Source organism: Tsuneonella rigui (assembly GCF_003958625.1).
Classification (GTDB): domain Bacteria; phylum Pseudomonadota; class Alphaproteobacteria; order Sphingomonadales; family Sphingomonadaceae; genus Tsuneonella; species Tsuneonella rigui.
In genome coordinates, this window is the sequence record NZ_RSEL01000013.1 from 1 (window position 1) to 16,091 (window position 16,091).

The 16,091-nt window shown below is 66.4% G+C and carries 18 protein-coding genes; 9 read left to right on the forward strand and 9 right to left on the reverse strand.

The features are described from left to right. Positions 1–205: 205 nt before the first annotated feature. Both lptG and ELY12_RS04405 read right to left on the reverse strand, forming a co-directional pair. A complete protein-coding gene (lptG, locus tag ELY12_RS04400) occupies positions 206–1,303 on the reverse strand; it encodes an LPS export ABC transporter permease LptG (RefSeq protein WP_126175496.1) in 1,098 nt (365 codons plus the stop codon). Positions 1,304–1,311: 8 nt separating this feature from the next. Further along, positions 1,312–2,541 (reverse strand): LptF/LptG family permease, encoded by a 1,230-nt coding sequence (locus ELY12_RS04405; protein WP_126175497.1) that lies wholly within the window; start codon positions 2,539–2,541, stop codon positions 1,312–1,314. Between the two features lie 146 nt (positions 2,542–2,687). Here ELY12_RS04405 and ELY12_RS04410 point away from each other — a divergent pair, with 146 nt between their 5' ends. Further along, a complete protein-coding gene (locus ELY12_RS04410; protein WP_164549402.1) occupies positions 2,688–3,425 on the forward strand; it encodes an SDR family oxidoreductase in 738 nt (245 codons plus the stop codon). 4 nt (positions 3,426–3,429) lie between these two features. Here ELY12_RS04410 and clpS read toward each other — a convergent pair whose 3' ends face one another. The 3 genes from clpS to ELY12_RS04425 all read right to left on the reverse strand — a co-directional run bounded on the left by clpS (position 3,430) and on the right by ELY12_RS04425 (position 6,665). After that, positions 3,430–3,795, reverse strand: coding sequence for an ATP-dependent Clp protease adapter ClpS (gene clpS / locus ELY12_RS04415; protein ID WP_241229722.1), 366 nt, complete (start codon positions 3,793–3,795; stop codon positions 3,430–3,432). A 128-nt stretch (positions 3,796–3,923) separates the two neighbouring features. Next, entirely contained in the window at positions 3,924–4,703 is a 780-nt protein-coding gene (locus tag ELY12_RS04420) for a phasin family protein (RefSeq protein ID WP_126175499.1), read from the reverse strand. A gap of 108 nt (positions 4,704–4,811) precedes the next feature. Further along, positions 4,812–6,665 (reverse strand): PHA/PHB synthase family protein, encoded by a 1,854-nt coding sequence (locus ELY12_RS04425; protein ID WP_126175500.1) that lies wholly within the window; start codon positions 6,663–6,665, stop codon positions 4,812–4,814. A gap of 98 nt (positions 6,666–6,763) precedes the next feature. Here ELY12_RS04425 and ELY12_RS04430 point away from each other — a divergent pair, with 98 nt between their 5' ends. The 7 genes from ELY12_RS04430 (at position 6,764) to ELY12_RS04455 (ending at position 11,077) form a co-directional block, all read left to right on the forward strand. Further along, the gene (locus ELY12_RS04430; RefSeq protein ID WP_126175501.1) at positions 6,764–7,963 is read left to right on the forward strand and encodes an LL-diaminopimelate aminotransferase; all 1,200 of its coding nucleotides are present in this window, start codon (positions 6,764–6,766) and stop codon (positions 7,961–7,963) included. A gap of 90 nt (positions 7,964–8,053) precedes the next feature. After that, on the forward strand, positions 8,054–8,611 hold the full coding sequence (locus ELY12_RS04435; RefSeq protein WP_126175502.1) for a helix-turn-helix domain-containing protein: 558 nt from the start codon (positions 8,054–8,056) through the stop codon (positions 8,609–8,611). Continuing rightward, on the forward strand, positions 8,608–8,979 hold the full coding sequence (locus ELY12_RS04440; RefSeq protein WP_241229723.1) for a hypothetical protein: 372 nt from the start codon (positions 8,608–8,610) through the stop codon (positions 8,977–8,979). Before ELY12_RS04435 ends, ELY12_RS04440 begins: the two co-directional genes overlap by 4 nt. A 19-nt stretch (positions 8,980–8,998) precedes the next feature. Beyond that, entirely contained in the window at positions 8,999–9,511 is a 513-nt protein-coding gene (locus tag ELY12_RS14250; protein ID WP_164549403.1) for a hypothetical protein, read from the forward strand. Beyond that, entirely contained in the window at positions 9,451–10,035 is a 585-nt protein-coding gene (locus ELY12_RS14255; protein ID WP_164549404.1) for a JAB domain-containing protein, read from the forward strand. The genes ELY12_RS14250 and ELY12_RS14255 overlap by 61 nt, the downstream gene beginning before the upstream one ends. Positions 10,036–10,074: 39 nt before the next feature. Continuing rightward, the gene (locus tag ELY12_RS04450; protein ID WP_241229724.1) at positions 10,075–10,659 is read left to right on the forward strand and encodes an alpha-ketoglutarate-dependent dioxygenase AlkB; all 585 of its coding nucleotides are present in this window, start codon (positions 10,075–10,077) and stop codon (positions 10,657–10,659) included. A 61-nt stretch (positions 10,660–10,720) separates the two neighbouring features. Continuing rightward, a complete protein-coding gene (locus tag ELY12_RS04455) occupies positions 10,721–11,077 on the forward strand; it encodes a hypothetical protein (protein ID WP_126175504.1) in 357 nt (118 codons plus the stop codon). Positions 11,078–11,081: 4 nt separating this feature from the next. On the opposite strand, the gene rimO is transcribed toward ELY12_RS04455, so the two are convergent. Continuing rightward, complete coding sequence (gene rimO / locus ELY12_RS04460; RefSeq protein WP_126175505.1) at positions 11,082–12,470, reverse strand: 30S ribosomal protein S12 methylthiotransferase RimO; 1,389 nt, start codon at positions 12,468–12,470, stop codon at positions 11,082–11,084. Between the two features lie 77 nt (positions 12,471–12,547). On the opposite strand from rimO, the gene ELY12_RS04465 reads away from it, so the two are divergent. After that, a complete protein-coding gene (locus tag ELY12_RS04465; protein WP_126175506.1) occupies positions 12,548–12,958 on the forward strand; it encodes a DUF1761 domain-containing protein in 411 nt (136 codons plus the stop codon). Here ELY12_RS04465 and ELY12_RS04470 read toward each other — a convergent pair. From ELY12_RS04470 to serS, 3 genes are read right to left on the reverse strand one after another with little or no spacing between them, the layout of a single operon-like run. Beyond that, a complete protein-coding gene (locus ELY12_RS04470; RefSeq protein ID WP_126175507.1) occupies positions 12,955–13,977 on the reverse strand; it encodes a potassium channel family protein in 1,023 nt (340 codons plus the stop codon). The genes ELY12_RS04465 and ELY12_RS04470 overlap by 4 nt on opposite strands. A 13-nt stretch (positions 13,978–13,990) precedes the next feature. Beyond that, complete coding sequence (gene surE / locus ELY12_RS04475) at positions 13,991–14,752, reverse strand: 5'/3'-nucleotidase SurE (RefSeq protein ID WP_126175508.1); 762 nt, start codon at positions 14,750–14,752, stop codon at positions 13,991–13,993. Further along, positions 14,749–16,023 carry a serine--tRNA ligase gene (serS, locus tag ELY12_RS04480; protein ID WP_126175509.1) on the reverse strand — a complete coding sequence of 425 codons (1,275 nt, stop codon included), beginning with the start codon at positions 16,021–16,023 and terminating at the stop codon, positions 14,749–14,751. Before serS ends, surE begins: the two co-directional genes overlap by 4 nt. Positions 16,024–16,091 lie beyond the last annotated feature (68 nt).

A 16,091-nucleotide genomic window follows, 5' to 3' on the forward strand; every position in this document is an offset into this window, starting at 1 on the left:
GGTCGCGGCGGCGTCAGCCGACATGGCGGCGTCGGTCGCGGCGGCGTCGGTCGCGGTGGCTTCCGGAGCCTTGTCGCAAGCGGCGAGCGAGAGAGCGGCCGCGAGGGCCGGAAGGACGAACTTCTTCATGGACGTAATCTCCTGGGCAGACGAGCCTGCCGCGGGCCCTATACAATGGACATGATTACGCCACAATTGGGAATCGTCATTCTTCTGTGCGTATGAGCACGGTCTCGCCAATGAGGGCGAACAGCACGAACGGCGCCCACGCCGCGAGCAGCGGCGGGTAGCCGCCGAAGTTGCCCATCGCGAGCGCCGCGTTGTCGACCACGAAGTAGGCAAAGCCGAGCGCCATGCCGATTATCGCGCGCACGAACAGCTGGCCGGACCGCGCCAGTCCGAAGGCGGCGACCGCGCCGAGGAGCGGCATCAACACGGAGGACAAGGGCCCGGCAAGCTTGTGCCACCACTTGGCCTTGAACTCCGCCGTCCGCCGCCCCGCGGCCTCGTAATCGTCGATCGAGCGGCGCAGCTGCCAGAACGACTGCGCGTCCGGATCGACCTTGCCCAGCGCGACCTGCTCAGGCGTGATCTTGGGCGCGACGACCACGCTGGCGAGCTTTTCGGTCCGCGCGCCCGCGACGTCGAAGCGGGTCGCGTTCTCCAGCCGCCAGCCGGGGTTGGCGTACGTCGCATGCTCGCTGCGGACCTGGTCGGCGATCGCCCCGCTGGGCGTGCGGCGGTACCAGTTGACGCCGGTCATCTCTGTCGCCGCGCCGGAACCGGTCACGGTCGCGGCGGCGAGGATGTCGGTCCCGTCGGTCAGGTAGACGTTGGTCTTGACCCCCGAATCCGCCGGCACCTTCTTGAACTCGTTGGCGTCCCACGCCTTGAGCGTCGCGTTGGCGCGGGTGACCACGCGTTCGTTGAACGCGAAGCTGCCGATCCCGATCACCAAGGCGGTCAGCAGCAGCGGGGCGAGGATCTGGTGCGCGGAAAGCCCCGCCGCCTTCATCGAGATCACTTCGCTGTTCTGGTTGAGCCCGACAAGCGTGATGATGGTCGCCAGTAAGACCGAATAAGGCAGGAAGCGCGCGACCAGCTGCGGCGCCCGCAGCGTGGCGTAAGTCCAGATCTCCGCCTGTCCATTGCCGGGCACGGCGAGGATCTTCCCCGTGCTCGACAGCAGATCCATCATCAGCAGGACCAGCACCAGCATCACCAGCACGGCGAAGATGCGCACGACGAACAGCTTCGCGAGATACAGCGTCAGCGTGCGCGAGGGGAAGAAATCGAACTGCATGGCGTGCGCTACTCGGCCGGAGCTTCGGCCAGCACGGGCGCGTGTCCGCGGCGGCGCAGCAGCGCGCGGATCCGCTTGCCGAGCTTGGCGAACCAGGTCTCGAGCGCGCCGATCGCCTGTCCGCCGGGGACGTAAGCAACCCGCCAGTACATCCACGCGATCAGCGCCGCGAACAGCACGAACGGCACCCACAGCGCCAGCGTGGGATCGAACCGCCCGAGCGTCGCCACGTCCTCCGCGTACTGGTTGATCTTGTGATAGGCGACGACCATCACGATCGACACGAACACGCCCAGTGCGCTGGTCGATCGCTTGGGCGGGATGGCCAGCGCCACGCCGAGCAGCGGCATCAGGAACATCATGATCACTTCGACCAGGCGGAAGTTGAAGCTCGCCTGGCTGCCGTCGCGCTGCGCTTCGGTCGTCTGCCGCTCGCCCCAGCCGATGCGGAGCAGTTCGGGAAGGATGTATTCGCGCTCGGCATCGCCGCGATTGCGGAACTTGGCCACGGTCGGCAGGTCGATCGGCAGGTCGTGGCGGGTGAAGCTGAGCACCCGCGGGGTCGACTTGCCGCCCATGTCCTGCACGATCACCCCGTCGGTCAGGCGCAGGATGATCGTGTCGGGATTGTCGGTGGTGGCGAGGAAGGTCCCCTCGTTGGCCGAGATCGACAGTTCCTGGCCCTTCTCGTTGGCGACGCGGGCGAAGATGCCGATCAGGCGGCGGCCGTCATCCTCGCTCCGCTCGATGCGCAGCGCCATGCGGTCCTTGAGAGTGGTGAACTCGCCGACCTTGATCGAGGCGCCCAGCGCGCCCGAGCGCAGTTCGTAGTCGAGTCGCTCGTACCAGTACCGGCTCACCGGCTGGATGTAGAACACCAGCGCGACGTTGGCGGCGATCAGTACCAGGGCGATTGCGTAAGGCACACGCAGCAGCCGGGTGTAACCGAGGCCGACCGCGCGCATGATGTCGAGCTCGCTGGTGGTGGCGAGCTTACGGAAGGCGAACAGCACCCCGAGGAGCAGCCCGAGCGGGATCGCCAGCGACGCGTATTCGGGCATCATCGTCGCCAGCATCTTGAACACGACGCCGATCGGCCCGCCCTGAACCGCGACGAAATCGAGCAGCCGCAGCATCTTGTCGAGCACCAGCAGCGATGCCGCGAGCGCGAACACACCCAGCATCGGTACCACCGTCAGGCGCAGGATGTAGCGGTCGATGGCGGGCAGGAACTTCAAGCGGCTCTGCGTTTGCTGGCGGGGTGCGGCGCTATAGCCGCGCGATGCGGCAAGGTCATGCCCCAATCGGACGTGCCGTGGGAAACGGCGCGGGCCTTGAGCGGTTCAGCCATCATCATCCCAGGTTGAACGGAGGTCGCGAGGAAATGGGTGCTCTGAACTTGAACGGCAAGCGCGTGCTGATCACCGGTGCCGGCGGCGGCGTCGGTCGGGCACTGGCACAGCGGATGGCGGACGAGGGCGCGGCGCTGCTGCTGACCGACCGGAACACCGAGACGCTCGATGCCGTGCTCGGTGATTTGGGCGAGAGTGGGGCTTGCACAGTCGCAGCGGATCTCGGAAGCCCCGAAGGCGTCGAACGCCTGTTCGCCGAAGTCGATGCGCAGCTCGGTGGGCTCGACATCATGGTGGCCTGCGCCGGTATCGGTTCCGAACCGCTAATGGCCTTCCACGACGAAAGCTGGCGCGATGTCATTACGAGCAACCTGGTAAGCTACGTCGCCTGCACCCGCCGGGCGATCGACCGAATCCGGAAGGCTTCGCGGGGTGAGGGATCGGTGATCCTGCTCGGATCGATCAGCGTGCATATCAAGGCGGTGGGCGAAAGCGTCTACAACGCGGCGAAGGGCGGGGTTGCCTCATTCGCCGAAACGCTGCGCAAGGAATTGATCCCCGACGCGATACGGGTGACCCTGATCGAGCCGGGCGCGATCGGTTCTGCGATGCAGCCGTTCAATGCCGAAGAGCGCGCGCGGCTGATTGCCGCCGAAGAACTGCTGCCCCCGGGAGAAGTGGCGGAGGCAGTCATGTTTGCGGCGACGCGGCCGGTCGGCGTCGACTGCGTGACCTTGCGAATCGAGCCGATGGTCCAGAAAATCTACTGAGAGATCACGCCTTTTCAAGCGTGCACTGGAGCGGGTGCTGGTTCTGGCGCGCGAAGTCCATCACCTGGTTGACCTTGGTCTCGGCGACTTCGTAGGGGAACACCCCGCACACGCCCACGCCGCGCTGGTGGACATGCAGCATCACCCGCGTCGCCTGTTCCATGTCCATGCGGAAGAAGCGCTTGAGGACGATCACCACGAATTCCATCGGGGTGTAGTCGTCGTTGAGCATCAACACCTTGTATTGGCTCGGCTTCTTGGGCTTGGCGCGGGTCTTGGTGGCGACGCCGACCTGATCGTCCGTGCCGATATCCTCGTCGCGCCCGGCGGAGCGGACAGCGAATTGGGTGGCGGCAGGGAAGTCGGTCATCGGGGTCGCAATATCGTATGCAAAGGCCGGGCCGCAAGATGGCGGGGACGAGTTAAGGCCGCGCAAACGAGAACGGGCCGGACGGCTTGCACCGTCCGGCCCGCTGATGTTCGCTTGCAGCGCGACGCTTACGCGGCGTTCGAAAGACGCTCGGCGGCGAGGCTCATGCGGCTCGAGATCGGCGCGAAGGCGTCGTTGGCGAGCTTGACCGAGACTTCGGCGTTCTTCGAAGCGCGGGCAACCGCGGCGTCGAAGTTGCGGCGGGCGATCTCGCCCTGCAGCTTGAACAGCTCGGTCGGGCTCTTGACCGCGGCCATCGCCTTGAGGTCGGCAGTCGCGGTCTCGAACGCGCCCTTGGCGGCTTCGAACTCACCGCGCGCGATGTCCTGCACGCCGGCGCCGAGGATCTTGCCCGATTCGACGAGCGCTTCGACGTTGCCCTTGGTGAACTCGTTCACTTCGCCGGCGAAGCCCTGGAACTTGTCGTAGGCGGCCTTGGCGCGGGTCTGGGCGTCGGCGGCGGCGGTCTTCACCGAGGCGGCGAAGTCGGTGGTCTTGGTGTTGGCCATTATCTTGTCCTTCAACTGGGTGATAGTGGGGATCGCACGCTTCGGGGCGGCGACAGATTTCTTGGGGGCGATTTGGGCGGCAACCGGCTGGGCCTTAGCGGCACGGCGCGGAGCCTGGGTCTTCTTGGCGGCCGCCTTCTTCGCGGGCACCTTCTTGGCAACGGCCTTGCGGACGGCCTTCTTCTTCGGAGCGGCCTTCACTTCGGCGAGAGCCTTATCGATCTTGGGGGCTTCGACCTTGGCGGCGACAGGCTTGGCCTGGGCAGCTTCGGCGTAGGCTTTCTCGACCGCGGCTTCAGCCTTGGCGTCGGTGACCGGGTTGTCGGCAGTGCTGGCCATCGAACTTCGCTCCTATGTTGCAGTGCACAAAATAGGCATTGCAAGCGCGAAGTCAATGGATTTTTGTGCAGTGCACAATATGCCGGTTTAGCATTTCAGGTCAATTGTCTAGCGCGTCTTTACGTAGCGACCCGGTGCGTCCTCGATCACTTTGTCGCCCGACGAACCGGGCACGCGCTTGCCCTTTGCGGCGACCATTTCGCCACCGCGCTGTTCCAGCCACGCCCTCCAGTGCGGCCACCAACTGCCCTTGTGCTCGGTCGCGCCCTCGACGAACGCCTCGAGCGATGGCGCGGCGCTGTCGCCGGTCCAGTACTGGTACTTGCCCGCATCCGGGTGGTTGACCACCCCGGCAATGTGCCCCGAGCCGGCGAGCACGAACGTCGTGTCGCCGCGCACGTGCCGGGTCATCCGCCACACGCTCTCCGCCGGGGCGATGTGATCCTCGCGGCCCGCCTGGATGTAGATCGGGGTCTCGATCCGGGTGAGATCGATCGGCGTGCCGTCGGCTTCCATCGCATCGGGCACCACCAGCTTGTTGCCGCGGTAGAGATCGCGCAGGTAGTCGCCGTGCCACTTGGCGGGCAGGTTGGTGACGTCGCCGTTCCAGTGGAGCAGATCGAACGCCGGGTAGTCCTCGCCCAGCAGGTAGTTGTTGACCACGTAGTTCCAGATCAGATCCCGCCCGCGCAGCAGGTTGAAGGTCGCGGCCATGTAGCGTCCGTCAAGGTACCCATCCTTGGCGATCTGGCCGATCATCTCGAGCTGGCCGTCGTCAATGAAATGCTTGAGCTCGCCGGCCTTCTCGAAATCGACTTGCGCGGTGAAGAAGGTCGCGCTGGCGACTTTGTCCGCCTCACCACGCCGGGCGAGGATCGCTAGCGTCGCCGCCAGGGTGGTGCCGGCGACGCAATAGCCGATCGAGTGGACCGACTTCACCCCCAGCCGCTCGCGGATCAGGTCGATCGCTTCCATCTGGGCGCGGATGTAGTCGTCCCACACCACGTCCTTCATGCTCGCGTCGGCCGATTTCCAGCTGACCACGAACACGGTCAGGCCTTGCTCGACCGCCCACTTGATGAAGCTCTTCTTCGGCGTGAGATCGAGGATGTAGAAGCGGTTGATCCACGGCGGGAAGATGACCAGCGGCGTCTCCAGCACTTGCGGCGTGGTCGGCGCGTACTGGATCAATTGGTAGAGCGGCCCTTCATGCACGACCTTGCCGGGGGTCGTGGCGATGTTCTCGCCCAGCTTGAATGCCTCGGTGTCGGTGTGGGTCAGCTGCCCGCGTTCGAGGTCGTTGATCAGGTGCGCCATGCCCTTGACCAGGTTCTCGCCCTTGCTGTCGATCGTGCGTTGCAGGACCACGGGGTTGGTGGCGAGGAAGTTGTCGGGACTCATCGCCTCGACCAGCGCCTTGGTGGCGAAGGTCAGCTGCTCCTTTTTCTCCGCGTCGACGCCTTGCACCTCGGCCGCCGCCTTCACCATGTAATCGGCGACCATCAGGTAGGTCTGGTGGAGCAGCGCGAACGCCGGGTGGTTTCGCCATGCCGGATCGGAGAAGCGCTTGTCCTTGCGCGGCAGTTCGGGCTCGGCCGCGCCCACGCCGGCTGCACCAGCCGCGACGCTCTGCCACAGCTTCATGCCCTCTTCCGCCATGCCCTGCGCCGCGGCAACGCCCTGCTGCGCCGCCGCTTGCCAGCCCTGGCCCATCAGCATGAACTGCGCGGGATCGAGCGCATGCGCCGCGTCGCCGCTCGAGCTGGCCTTGGCGGCGACGAATTCCAGCCACATCGCCTGCAGCTTGCGCGCGGTATCGGCCCAGGCGCGGATCTCGCTCCAATCCTTCATCACCTGCGGCGCGCCGGCGGGGACGAACTGGCCCCACATCTCGCGCATCGCTTCGCCCTGCATGTCGAAGAACGCGGAGAACGGGTCGGGCGTGCGGTCGTCTTCGGCCATCGGATCGTCTCCCGTTCGCGCTTGGCGGTTTCGTCCGCACTGTAATTCGCTTACAGCCAAACGCGTCGCAACGCACCAAGCTCCAACGAACGAGAACGATGACCGAGGAATTCTACCGCATCAAGCGCCTGCCGCCCTACGTGATTGCCGAAGTGAACGGCATGCGCGCGGCAGCACGTGCCAGCGGCCTCGACATCATCGACCTCGGCATGGGCAATCCGGACCTGCCGCCGCCGCAGCACGTGATCGACAAGCTGTGCGAAGTGGCGATGAAGCCCGATGCGCACGGCTATTCGCAGTCGAAGGGCATTCCGGGGCTGAGGCGCGCCCAGGCGAACTACTACGGCCGCCGCTTCGGGGTCGATCTCGATCCCGAGAGCGAAGTCGTGGTCACGATGGGCTCCAAGGAAGGGCTCGCCAGCCTCGCGACCGCGATCACCGCGCCGGGCGACGTGGTGCTGGCGCCCAACCCGAGCTACCCGATCCATACTTTCGGCTTCATCATCGCCGGGGCGACCATCCGCAGCGTGCCGACCACGCCGGACGAGAACTACTTCCGCAGCCTAGAGCGGGCGATGGCCTTCACGGTGCCACGGCCGAGCATCCTGGTGGTCAATTACCCCTCGAATCCCACCGCGGAGACCGTGGACCTCGCGTTCTACGAGCGGCTGGTCGCGTGGGCGAAGGACAACAAGGTCTGGATCATCTCCGACCTCGCCTATTCGGAGCTCTACTACGACGGCAATCCGACGGTCTCGATCCTGCAGGTCCCGGGCGCCAAGGACGTGGCGATCGAGTTCACCTCGCTCAGCAAGACTTTCTCGATGGCCGGCTGGCGGATGGGCTTCGCGGTCGGCAACAAGCAGCTCATCGCGGCGATGACGCGGGTGAAGAGCTACCTCGATTACGGCGCGTTCACCCCGATCCAGGCGGCGGCCTGCGCCGCGCTCAACGGGCCGCAGGACATCGTCGAGAAGAACCGCCAGCTCTATCACAAGCGGCGCGACGTGCTGGTCGAGGTGATGGGCCGCGCCGGGTGGGATATTCCGCCGCCCGCCGCCAGCATGTTCGCCTGGGCGCCGCTGCCGCCGGCTCTGGCGCACATGGGCAGCCTCGAATTCTCCAAGCAGATGCTCACCCACGCGCATGTCGCGGTCGCGCCGGGCGTCGGCTACGGCGAGGACGGCGAGGGCTTCGTGCGCATCGCGCTGGTGGAGAACGAACAGCGCCTCCGCCAGGCCGCGCGCAACGTGCGCCGCTGGTTCCAGCAGATGGGCGTCAACTCTAGCGCTGCGTAGAATTACTGACCGGGGCACTCAAGTGCCCCGCCGTTAGTTAGCAGTTTGTTTATCTTGTTCCTTGCCCCCCAAGGGGAGTAAACGAGCGCCATGCCGGCCGCGAAAAACCGAGGACTGTCCGATCGCGAGCGTGCGGTGCTCGACGGAGTCGATCGCCGTTTGCCGCTGAAAGCCGTCGCGGCCGAGCTCGGCATCTCGGAATCGCGGGTCAACCAGCACATCCGCGCGCTCAAGGAGCGTTACGGCGTCAACAATCTGCCCGATCTGGTCGAGGCGTGGCGCACGCAAGATCCTGAAAAGGCTATGGAAGACATCTGCAGGAATTCTGCATGGAGAATTCCGCAGGTTCCGGACGATGACGTCCACGGCGAAACGAAGAGCCGGGTCGCACCCGGGGAATTCGTCCTCGCCGATGCCGCGCCACTTGCGATCGAGGCGCCGTGGATGGCGATGATAGAGCCCCGGGTAGTCCCCGGGATGCTCGACGGTGACAACGCCGTCCTCATGCGCCTCGCCCTCATTGTCGGTCTCGCGTTCGGGCTTATCGCCGCGATCGTGCTGGTAATGACGGCATCGCTCTCCCTGAGCGCGGCGTTCGAGGACAAGGTTGAAGCCGCTCCCGAAACAGGATCTGCCTCCGCCGGGTGAGCAACGGCGGGGGCACCCGTTCGGAGTTCACCACCATGCCCGCCACCCTGCGTGAAGATGCCCTCGCGATCCGCAAACTGATCCGCGAAGCCGAAGCCGTCAGCGACGAAGCCATGATTGCCTGCGCCCGCCTCAAGCAGGCGATGGTCCGCGCCCGCCAGAATCCGGAGCTCGGAGTAGACGCCGGCCAGCGCGCGCTGATCCGCCTCAACCAGGCCGAAGGCCAGGCCCTCGCGCTCTCCACCAGCCTGCTGCGCGTCCACGACGAGCTCAGCAAGATCGGCCGCGAGACGATGGGCGGAGATGAGAACACCAACATCGCCCCCGGCGCGATCGCGGAGGAAGCTCCCGCTTTGCAGGCCGCCTGACCGCGGTTAGTCCGGCGATGTGTTCGAATTCGTTCTCGCCAACCGGGTCGATGCCCAGACGTTTGCTTTCGTGCTCCTGGCCCTTGCCGCATGGCGGTGGGGGGCAGGGCCCGAACGAGCGCTGGCGGCGATCCTGGCCTGGTTTCGCATCGCCGACTGGCTGTACCACGGCGTATTCGCCGCGGCGCTCCAGCTTACCGACATCGATCTGGCGCATGCCCTGATCGATGTCGTCGCCTGCGTGGCCGCGTTCGGGGTCGCGCTTTATGCCAACCGGATTTACCCGCTATGGTTCGCAGCAGTCCAGCTTCTCGCGGTGTTCGCGCATCTGGCGCGGGCGATGGCGGTGGAGATCGTCCCGACGGTCTATGCGATCATGTTCATCGCGCCGTCCTATTTGCAGATAGTCATCCTGGCACTGGGCATCTGGTTCCATCGGCGGCGGGTGCGCCGATACGGTCCCTATCGGTCGTGGCGGAGCTTTTCGCCCCGTTCGCCGGAGATGCCGCGCCGCAGCTGGCCGAACGGCTGATCGCCAATTTCGGTAGCCTCGGCCGCGTGCTGTCGGCCTCGCTGCCGCAGCTACGGGCAGCTGCGGGCGGTCACGAGGCGGCGATCGGCGCGATCTTCGGTGCCCGCCGGCTGGTCGAGGCCGCGCTTGGCGAAGAGCTGGTCGGAACTCCGGTCGACGGCGGCGATCCGGCGATCCACCGCTACCTACAAGCGCGGATTGGCGGTGCGAGCGAGGAGCGGCTGCACGCCATCTTCGCCGATCGCACGCGGGGCTACATCCTCGACGAGCCGGTCACGATGGGCTCCTCCACCCGCATCGAAGCGCGCGTCCGGCCGCTGGTGGAGCGCGCGCTGGCGCTCGGAGCGTCGGGTATCCTGCTGGCGCACAATCACCCGTCCGGCCGCTGCCGCCCGAGCGAAGACGATGTCACCGGCACCCGGCGACTGGTGGAAATCGCCGAGGCGCTCGAGCTGACCCTGCTCGACCACCTGATCGTCACCCGCACGCGGGTATTCTCGATGCGCTTGGGAAACTGCTTCTAAGCGATTGCGAGAGCAGCCTGGGTTTCCCATCTCGGCCCCGTGCCGAGCCAGCTTGCCCTGTTTGCCGATGATCCGCCGGCACCGCCGATCCCCGGCCTGCGGCTGGTTCTCGACGCCATCACCCCAGAGCAGGAAGCCCAGATCGCCGCGCGGATCGACGCCTCCCCGCTTACCCCCTTCCAGTTCGGCCAGTGGGAGGGCAAGCGCCTCACTGCGAACTGCGGCTCGGCTTACGACTATCAAAGAGCCCACCCGATTCCCGCGCCGCCGCTCCCCGAGTGGCTCGAAGACCTGCGCAGCCAACTTGCGCCACTGTTCGAGCGCGAGCCGGCGGCGTTCCTACAGGGCCTGCTGATCCGCTACGATCCGGGCGCCGGCATCGGCTGGCACCGCGACCGGCCGCAGTATGGCGAGGTGATCGGCCTGTCACTGTCGGCGCCCGCAACCATGCGCTTTCGCCGCAAGCTGCCTGACGGCAAGTTCGAACGGGTCGGAGTCGATCTACCCCCGCGCTCGGCCTATCTCCTCACCGGACCCTCGCGCTCGGAGTGGCAGCACTCGATCGTGCCGATGGAACAGACCAGGCGCAGCGTGACCCTGCGATCGATGGCGGAATCGGATTGATTCGCGCGCCAATGAGCGCATCCTGCTGGCTCTCGGGGACTCGATCTGGGGGGATGCCACGATGCTCAGGACAACCATTTTCGCCGCCGCCACGCTCGCCTTCGCCGCCGCGCCCGCAGGCGCGCAGGGCAAGCAGGATTTCAAGCTGACCAACGCCACCGGCTACGACATCGCCGAAGTCTATGTCGCGCCGACCTCGTCCGATAACTGGGAAGAGGACGTGATGGGCGAGGACACGCTCGACAACGGCGAGAGCGTCAACATCCACTTCGCGCCCAAGGACAAGCAGTGCGTCTACGATGTCCGCGTGGTGTGGACCGACGGAGACGAGGCCGACTGGCGCAAGTTCGATCTGTGCACCGTCAGCCACATCACGCTGTACTGGAACAACGGCAAGGCCACCGCCGAGTACGAGTGACGCGTCAGCCGACCACGCCGTAGAGGTCGTGCGCATCTGAATCCTCGATCAAGGCATCGGCGAAGTCGCCGGGCTTGAGCGTGGCGGGGACGTTGCGCAGGAACACGTGGCCGTCGATCTCGGGCGCGTCGGCCTGGCTGCGCGCGGTCGCGCCCACGTCGCCGTCCTCGTCGGGCTCACCGACCTCGTCGACGATCACCGGCAGCGTGCGGCCGACCTTGGCGGCGAGGCGGGCCGAGCTGATCCGCTCGGTCACTTCCATCAGGCGGGCGTAGCGCTCTTCCTTGACTTCCTCGGGCACCGGATCGGGCAGCAGGTTTGCCTGCGCCCCCGCGACCGGCTCGAACCGGAAGCCGCCGACGCGGTCGAGCTGTGCTTCCTCCAGCCAGTCGAGCAAATAGCGGAAATCGTCCTCGGTCTCGCCGGGGAAGCCGACCACGAAGCTGGATCGGATCGTCAGGTCGGGCGCGATCGCGCGCCAGTTGCGGATTCGCTCGAGCACGCGCGCGTCGTTGGCGGGGCGCTTCATCGCGCGCAGCACCTTGGGGCTGGCGTGCTGGAAGGGGATGTCGAGGTAGGGCGTCAGCAGCCCCTCCGCCATCAGCGGGATGACCTGGTCGACGTGCGGGTAGGGATAGACGTAGTGCAGCCGCACCCACGGCACCTGGCCCTCTGGCGTCCGCAGCTGGCCGAGTTCGCGCGCCAGGTCGGTCATATGGGCGCGCACTTCGTGCCCGTGCCACATGCGGGGTTCGTGCCGGACGTCCACGCCGTAAGCCGACGTATCCTGGCTGATCACCAGCAGTTCCTTGGTCCCGGCCGCGACCAGCTTCTCGGCCTCGCGCAGCACCGCGTCGATCCGCCGGCTGGCGAGCTTTCCGCGCAGCGACGGGATGATGCAGAAGGCGCAGGAGTGATTGCACCCTTCGGAAATCTTGAGGTAGCTGTAGTGGCGCGGGGTCAGCTTGATCCCGCCGTCCTCGCCGTAGATTTGCGGGACCAGATCGACGTACGGTCCCTGGCTCGCCGGCGCCGCTTCGCGCACCGCATCGACCACTGCCTCGTACTGATGCGCGCCGGTCACCGCGAGTACGTCGGGGAAGCGCGCGCGGATCGCGTCGGCCTCGTCGCCCATGCAGCCGGTGACGATCACGCGGCCGTTCTCGGCGATCGCCTCGCCGATCGCCTCCAGGCTTTCTTCCTTGGCGGAATCGAGGAAGCCGCAGGTGTTGACCAGCACCACGTCGGCACCGGCATAATCGGGGCTCATCGCATAACCGTCGGCGCGTAGCGCGGTGAGGATGCGCTCACTATCGACGAGGGCCTTGGGACAGCCAAGGCTGACCATCCCGACCTTCTTCTGGTCGGGGATCGCGGTGATCGGGGATGTCATGACGCGCGCGCCCCTACACCTCTTGGCAAGATTGCGCTACACCGACCTAAAATAACAAAAGTGAGAGGGGTTGCTGGGTGGGACCGGTCAACTGGATCGCCGTCGTCGTTGCCGCGATTGCCGCGGGCGTGCTCGCGCTCGCCTGGTTCGGGCCGGCGTTCGGGCGGGCCAAGACCCGCAAGGTCGCCGGCGGGCGATTGATGACCAAGGCGCCTGCCGAACGGATCGCCGCGCTCTCCGCCGTCCTGCTGCTGGTCACCTCGACCATGCTCGGCCACATGTTCGCCCGCGTGGGAGCGGAGACGTTAGCTGCCAAGCCGTGGCTCTATTTCATGATGAGCGGCGGGCTGGCGATCGCGTTCGTGATCCCCGCGCTGTGGATCAGTTTCAGCCATATCCGGGTGGCGACGCGGGTAGCGTTGATCGACGCCGGATATTGGCTCGCCGCGTATCTCGCGATGGGGCTGGTGTTTTACCTGTTCGGCTAGGTGTGCGTCGGGACGATTTCGACCACGACGTCGCCTTCCTCCAGCGTGCAGCTTTCCCAGAAACCGAGCTCCTGCTCGCCGCGATATACGCGCAGGCCCCGTCCCCCGGTGGCGAGATCGTGGAGGCTGTGCCCGATTTCTTCCGGCTTCACTGGCCGTTCGACCAGCTGAACCTGCCCGCCGACTGAAGCGAGGTCGGCCATGTAATCGGCCACGTGGCTCCCCTGCGCACTGCCCGCGAGCAGCAGCCCGGTGAAGCGCACCGGGTTGATCACGTTGTCGGCGCCCGCCTGCCGCGCGAGCAGCTCGTTGTCGTCGGCGCGCACCACCACGCTGATCGGCACTTTGGGCGCCAAGTGCCGCACGGTGAGCACGATCAGGATCGAGCTATCGTCCCGTCCGGCGGAGACCAGCACGGTCTTTGCCGCCTGCACCCGCACGGCGACCAGGTTCTCGTCGCGCGAAGCATCGGCCGCCATCACGTTGCAGCCGAGCTCTTCAGCCTCTTCGAGCCGCTCCTCGCTAGTGTCCATCACCACGATGCAGCTTGGCTCGGTCCCGCGCTCGATCAGCTCGCGCACTGCTTCGGAGCCCGAGATACCGAACCCGATCACCACCACGTGGTTCGACAGGCGTTCCTGGATGCGCTTCATGCGGAACTTCTCCCAGCCCCTGCGGATGACGAAATCGTAGGCCGCGCCCACGAAAATGAACAGCACGGCGAAGCGGATCGGGGTGACGATCACCGCCTCCACCAGCCGCGCCTTGTCGCTTACCGGGGTGATGTCGCCGAACCCGGTAGTGGTGATCGAGATCATCGTGAAATAGACGACGTCGAGCAGGCTGACGTGCCCGTCGTGGCTATCGCGCAGCCCTTCGCGATCGAACCAGTGGATGGTGACCACCAGCGCCACCAAGCCGATCGCCAGCGCCAGCCGGATGAAGATGTCGGCCCAGACCGGCAGCTTCAGCTTGCGGCGAAGCGGATGGTAGCCGGGCTCGACGCGCTTGGGCCTCATCCGGCAGCGTGCCTCACGCGAACCGTTCGCCGAGATCGCCCAGCGAGGCATGATGCGTCAGGTCGAGCTGGAGCGGGGTGACCGAGATGTATCCTTCGGAGATCGCTTCGAGATCGGTACCGTGGTCGAGCGTGTGCTCGATCGAATCCAGGCCGAACCAGTAGTAGGGATAGCCGCGCGGATCGCGCCCTTCGACCACGGTACCGCGCGAGTAATCGTGGAAGCCCTGGCGAACAACGCGGATGCCCTTGATCGCGTCGGCGGGGAGGGCAGGGAAGTTGACGTTGACCAGCGTACGCTTGGGCAGCGGCACATCGAGCAAGGGGGCAAGCACCTTGGTGCCCCAGGCGAGCGCGGCGTCGAACGGCACCGCGTCGCCCATTCCTTCGCCAGCATAGACCTGGCTGAGCGCGATCGCGCGGATGCCCGCCAGCGCACCCTCGATCGCGGCCGAAACGGTGCCTGAATAAGTGATGTCGTCGGCGAGGTTCGCGCCGCGGTTGACGCCCGACAGGATCACGTCGGGCATGCCGTCCATCGCCTTGCGCAGGCCCATCGTCACCGCGTCGGTTGGGGTGCCGCTGACCGAGAAGCGCCGCTCGTCGTGCTTGCGCATCCGCACTGGGCGGGTGAGGGTGAGCGAGTGTCCGGCGCCCGACTGCTCCTCGCTCGGGGCGCAAATCCAGATGTCGTCGGTGAACTGGCGGGCTATCTGTTCCAGCACGGCCAACCCGGGCGCGTGGATGCCGTCGTCGTTGGTGAGGAGGATTTTCACGACTGCGGCACCAGCCGTTCGAGCCCGCCCGCCCACGGCTTAAGCGCCTCGGGCACCAGCACCGATCCATCTTCCTGCTGGTAGTTCTCCAGCACCGCCACCAGCGTGCGGCCGACTGCGAGGCCTGAGCCGTTGAGCGTGTGCACGAAAGCCGGCTTGCCGTTGTCCGCCCGGTAGCGCGCATTCATCCGCCGCGCCTGGAAGTCGCCGCACCAGGAGACCGAGCTGATCTCGCGGTAAGCGCCCTGGCCGGGCAGCCACACCTCGAGGTCGAAGGTCTTCCGCGCCCCGAAGCCCATGTCGCCCGCGCACAGCAACATCGTGCGGTAGGGCAGCTCGAGCCGCTCGAGGATCACCTGCGCCGAACGCAGCATATGCTGGTGCTCGGCCTCGGCATCCTCGGCGCGGCAGATCGAAACCAGCTCAACTTTGTCGAACTGGTGCTGGCGGATGTAGCCCCGCGTATCGCGGCCCGCCGAACCGGCCTCCGAGCGGAAGCAAGGGGTCAGCGCGGTCAGCCGCAGCGGCTCGGCGAGGTCGAGAATCTGCTCGCGCACCGAGTTGGTCAGGCTGACCTCGCTGGTAGGGATCAGCCAGCGGCCGTCGGTGGTGCTGAAGGAGTCCTCGGCGAACTTGGGGAGCTGGCCCGTGCCGAACATCGCCTCTTCGCGAACCAACAGTGGGGTCGCGCACTCGGTGTAGCCATGCTCACCCGTTTGTGCGTCGAGCATGAACTGTGCGAGCGCCCGCTGCAGCCGCGCCATTTGCCCTTGGAGGAAGGTGAAGCGCGCCCCGGCGATCGCCGCGCCGGTCTCGAAATCGAGGCCCAGCGCCGGGCCGAAATCGGCATGCTCCTGCGGCTGGAAGGTGAATTCACGCGGGGTGCCCCAGCGGCCGGCTTCGACGTTGCCGTCTTCGTCCTCGCCCTCGGGCACATCGTCGGCAGGCAGGTTAGGCAGCCGCGCAAGCAGGTCATTCTGGGTCGCTCCAGCGGCGCGCTCCTCTTCCTCGACCGCCGGCAGCTCGGTCTTGATGGCCGCAACCTCGGCCTTGAGCGCCTCGGCACCATCCTTGTCGCCGCGACCCATCGCCGCGCCGATCGCCTTCGACGCTTCGTTACGCCGGGCGAGCAATTCCTGCGCCTTGGTCGCCGCCGCGCGCCGCTGCTCGTCGAGCGCCAGGATCTCCGCCGACGACGCGGCAAATCCCCGGCGCGCGAGGGCGGCGTCGAATGCAGCGGGATCGTCACGGATCAGGCGTATGTCGTGCATGGGCGCGGCCTATGCCCGACGCCTCGGGTGCGCGCAATGCGGGAACCGGCGGGCAAGCGAGCGGTAGA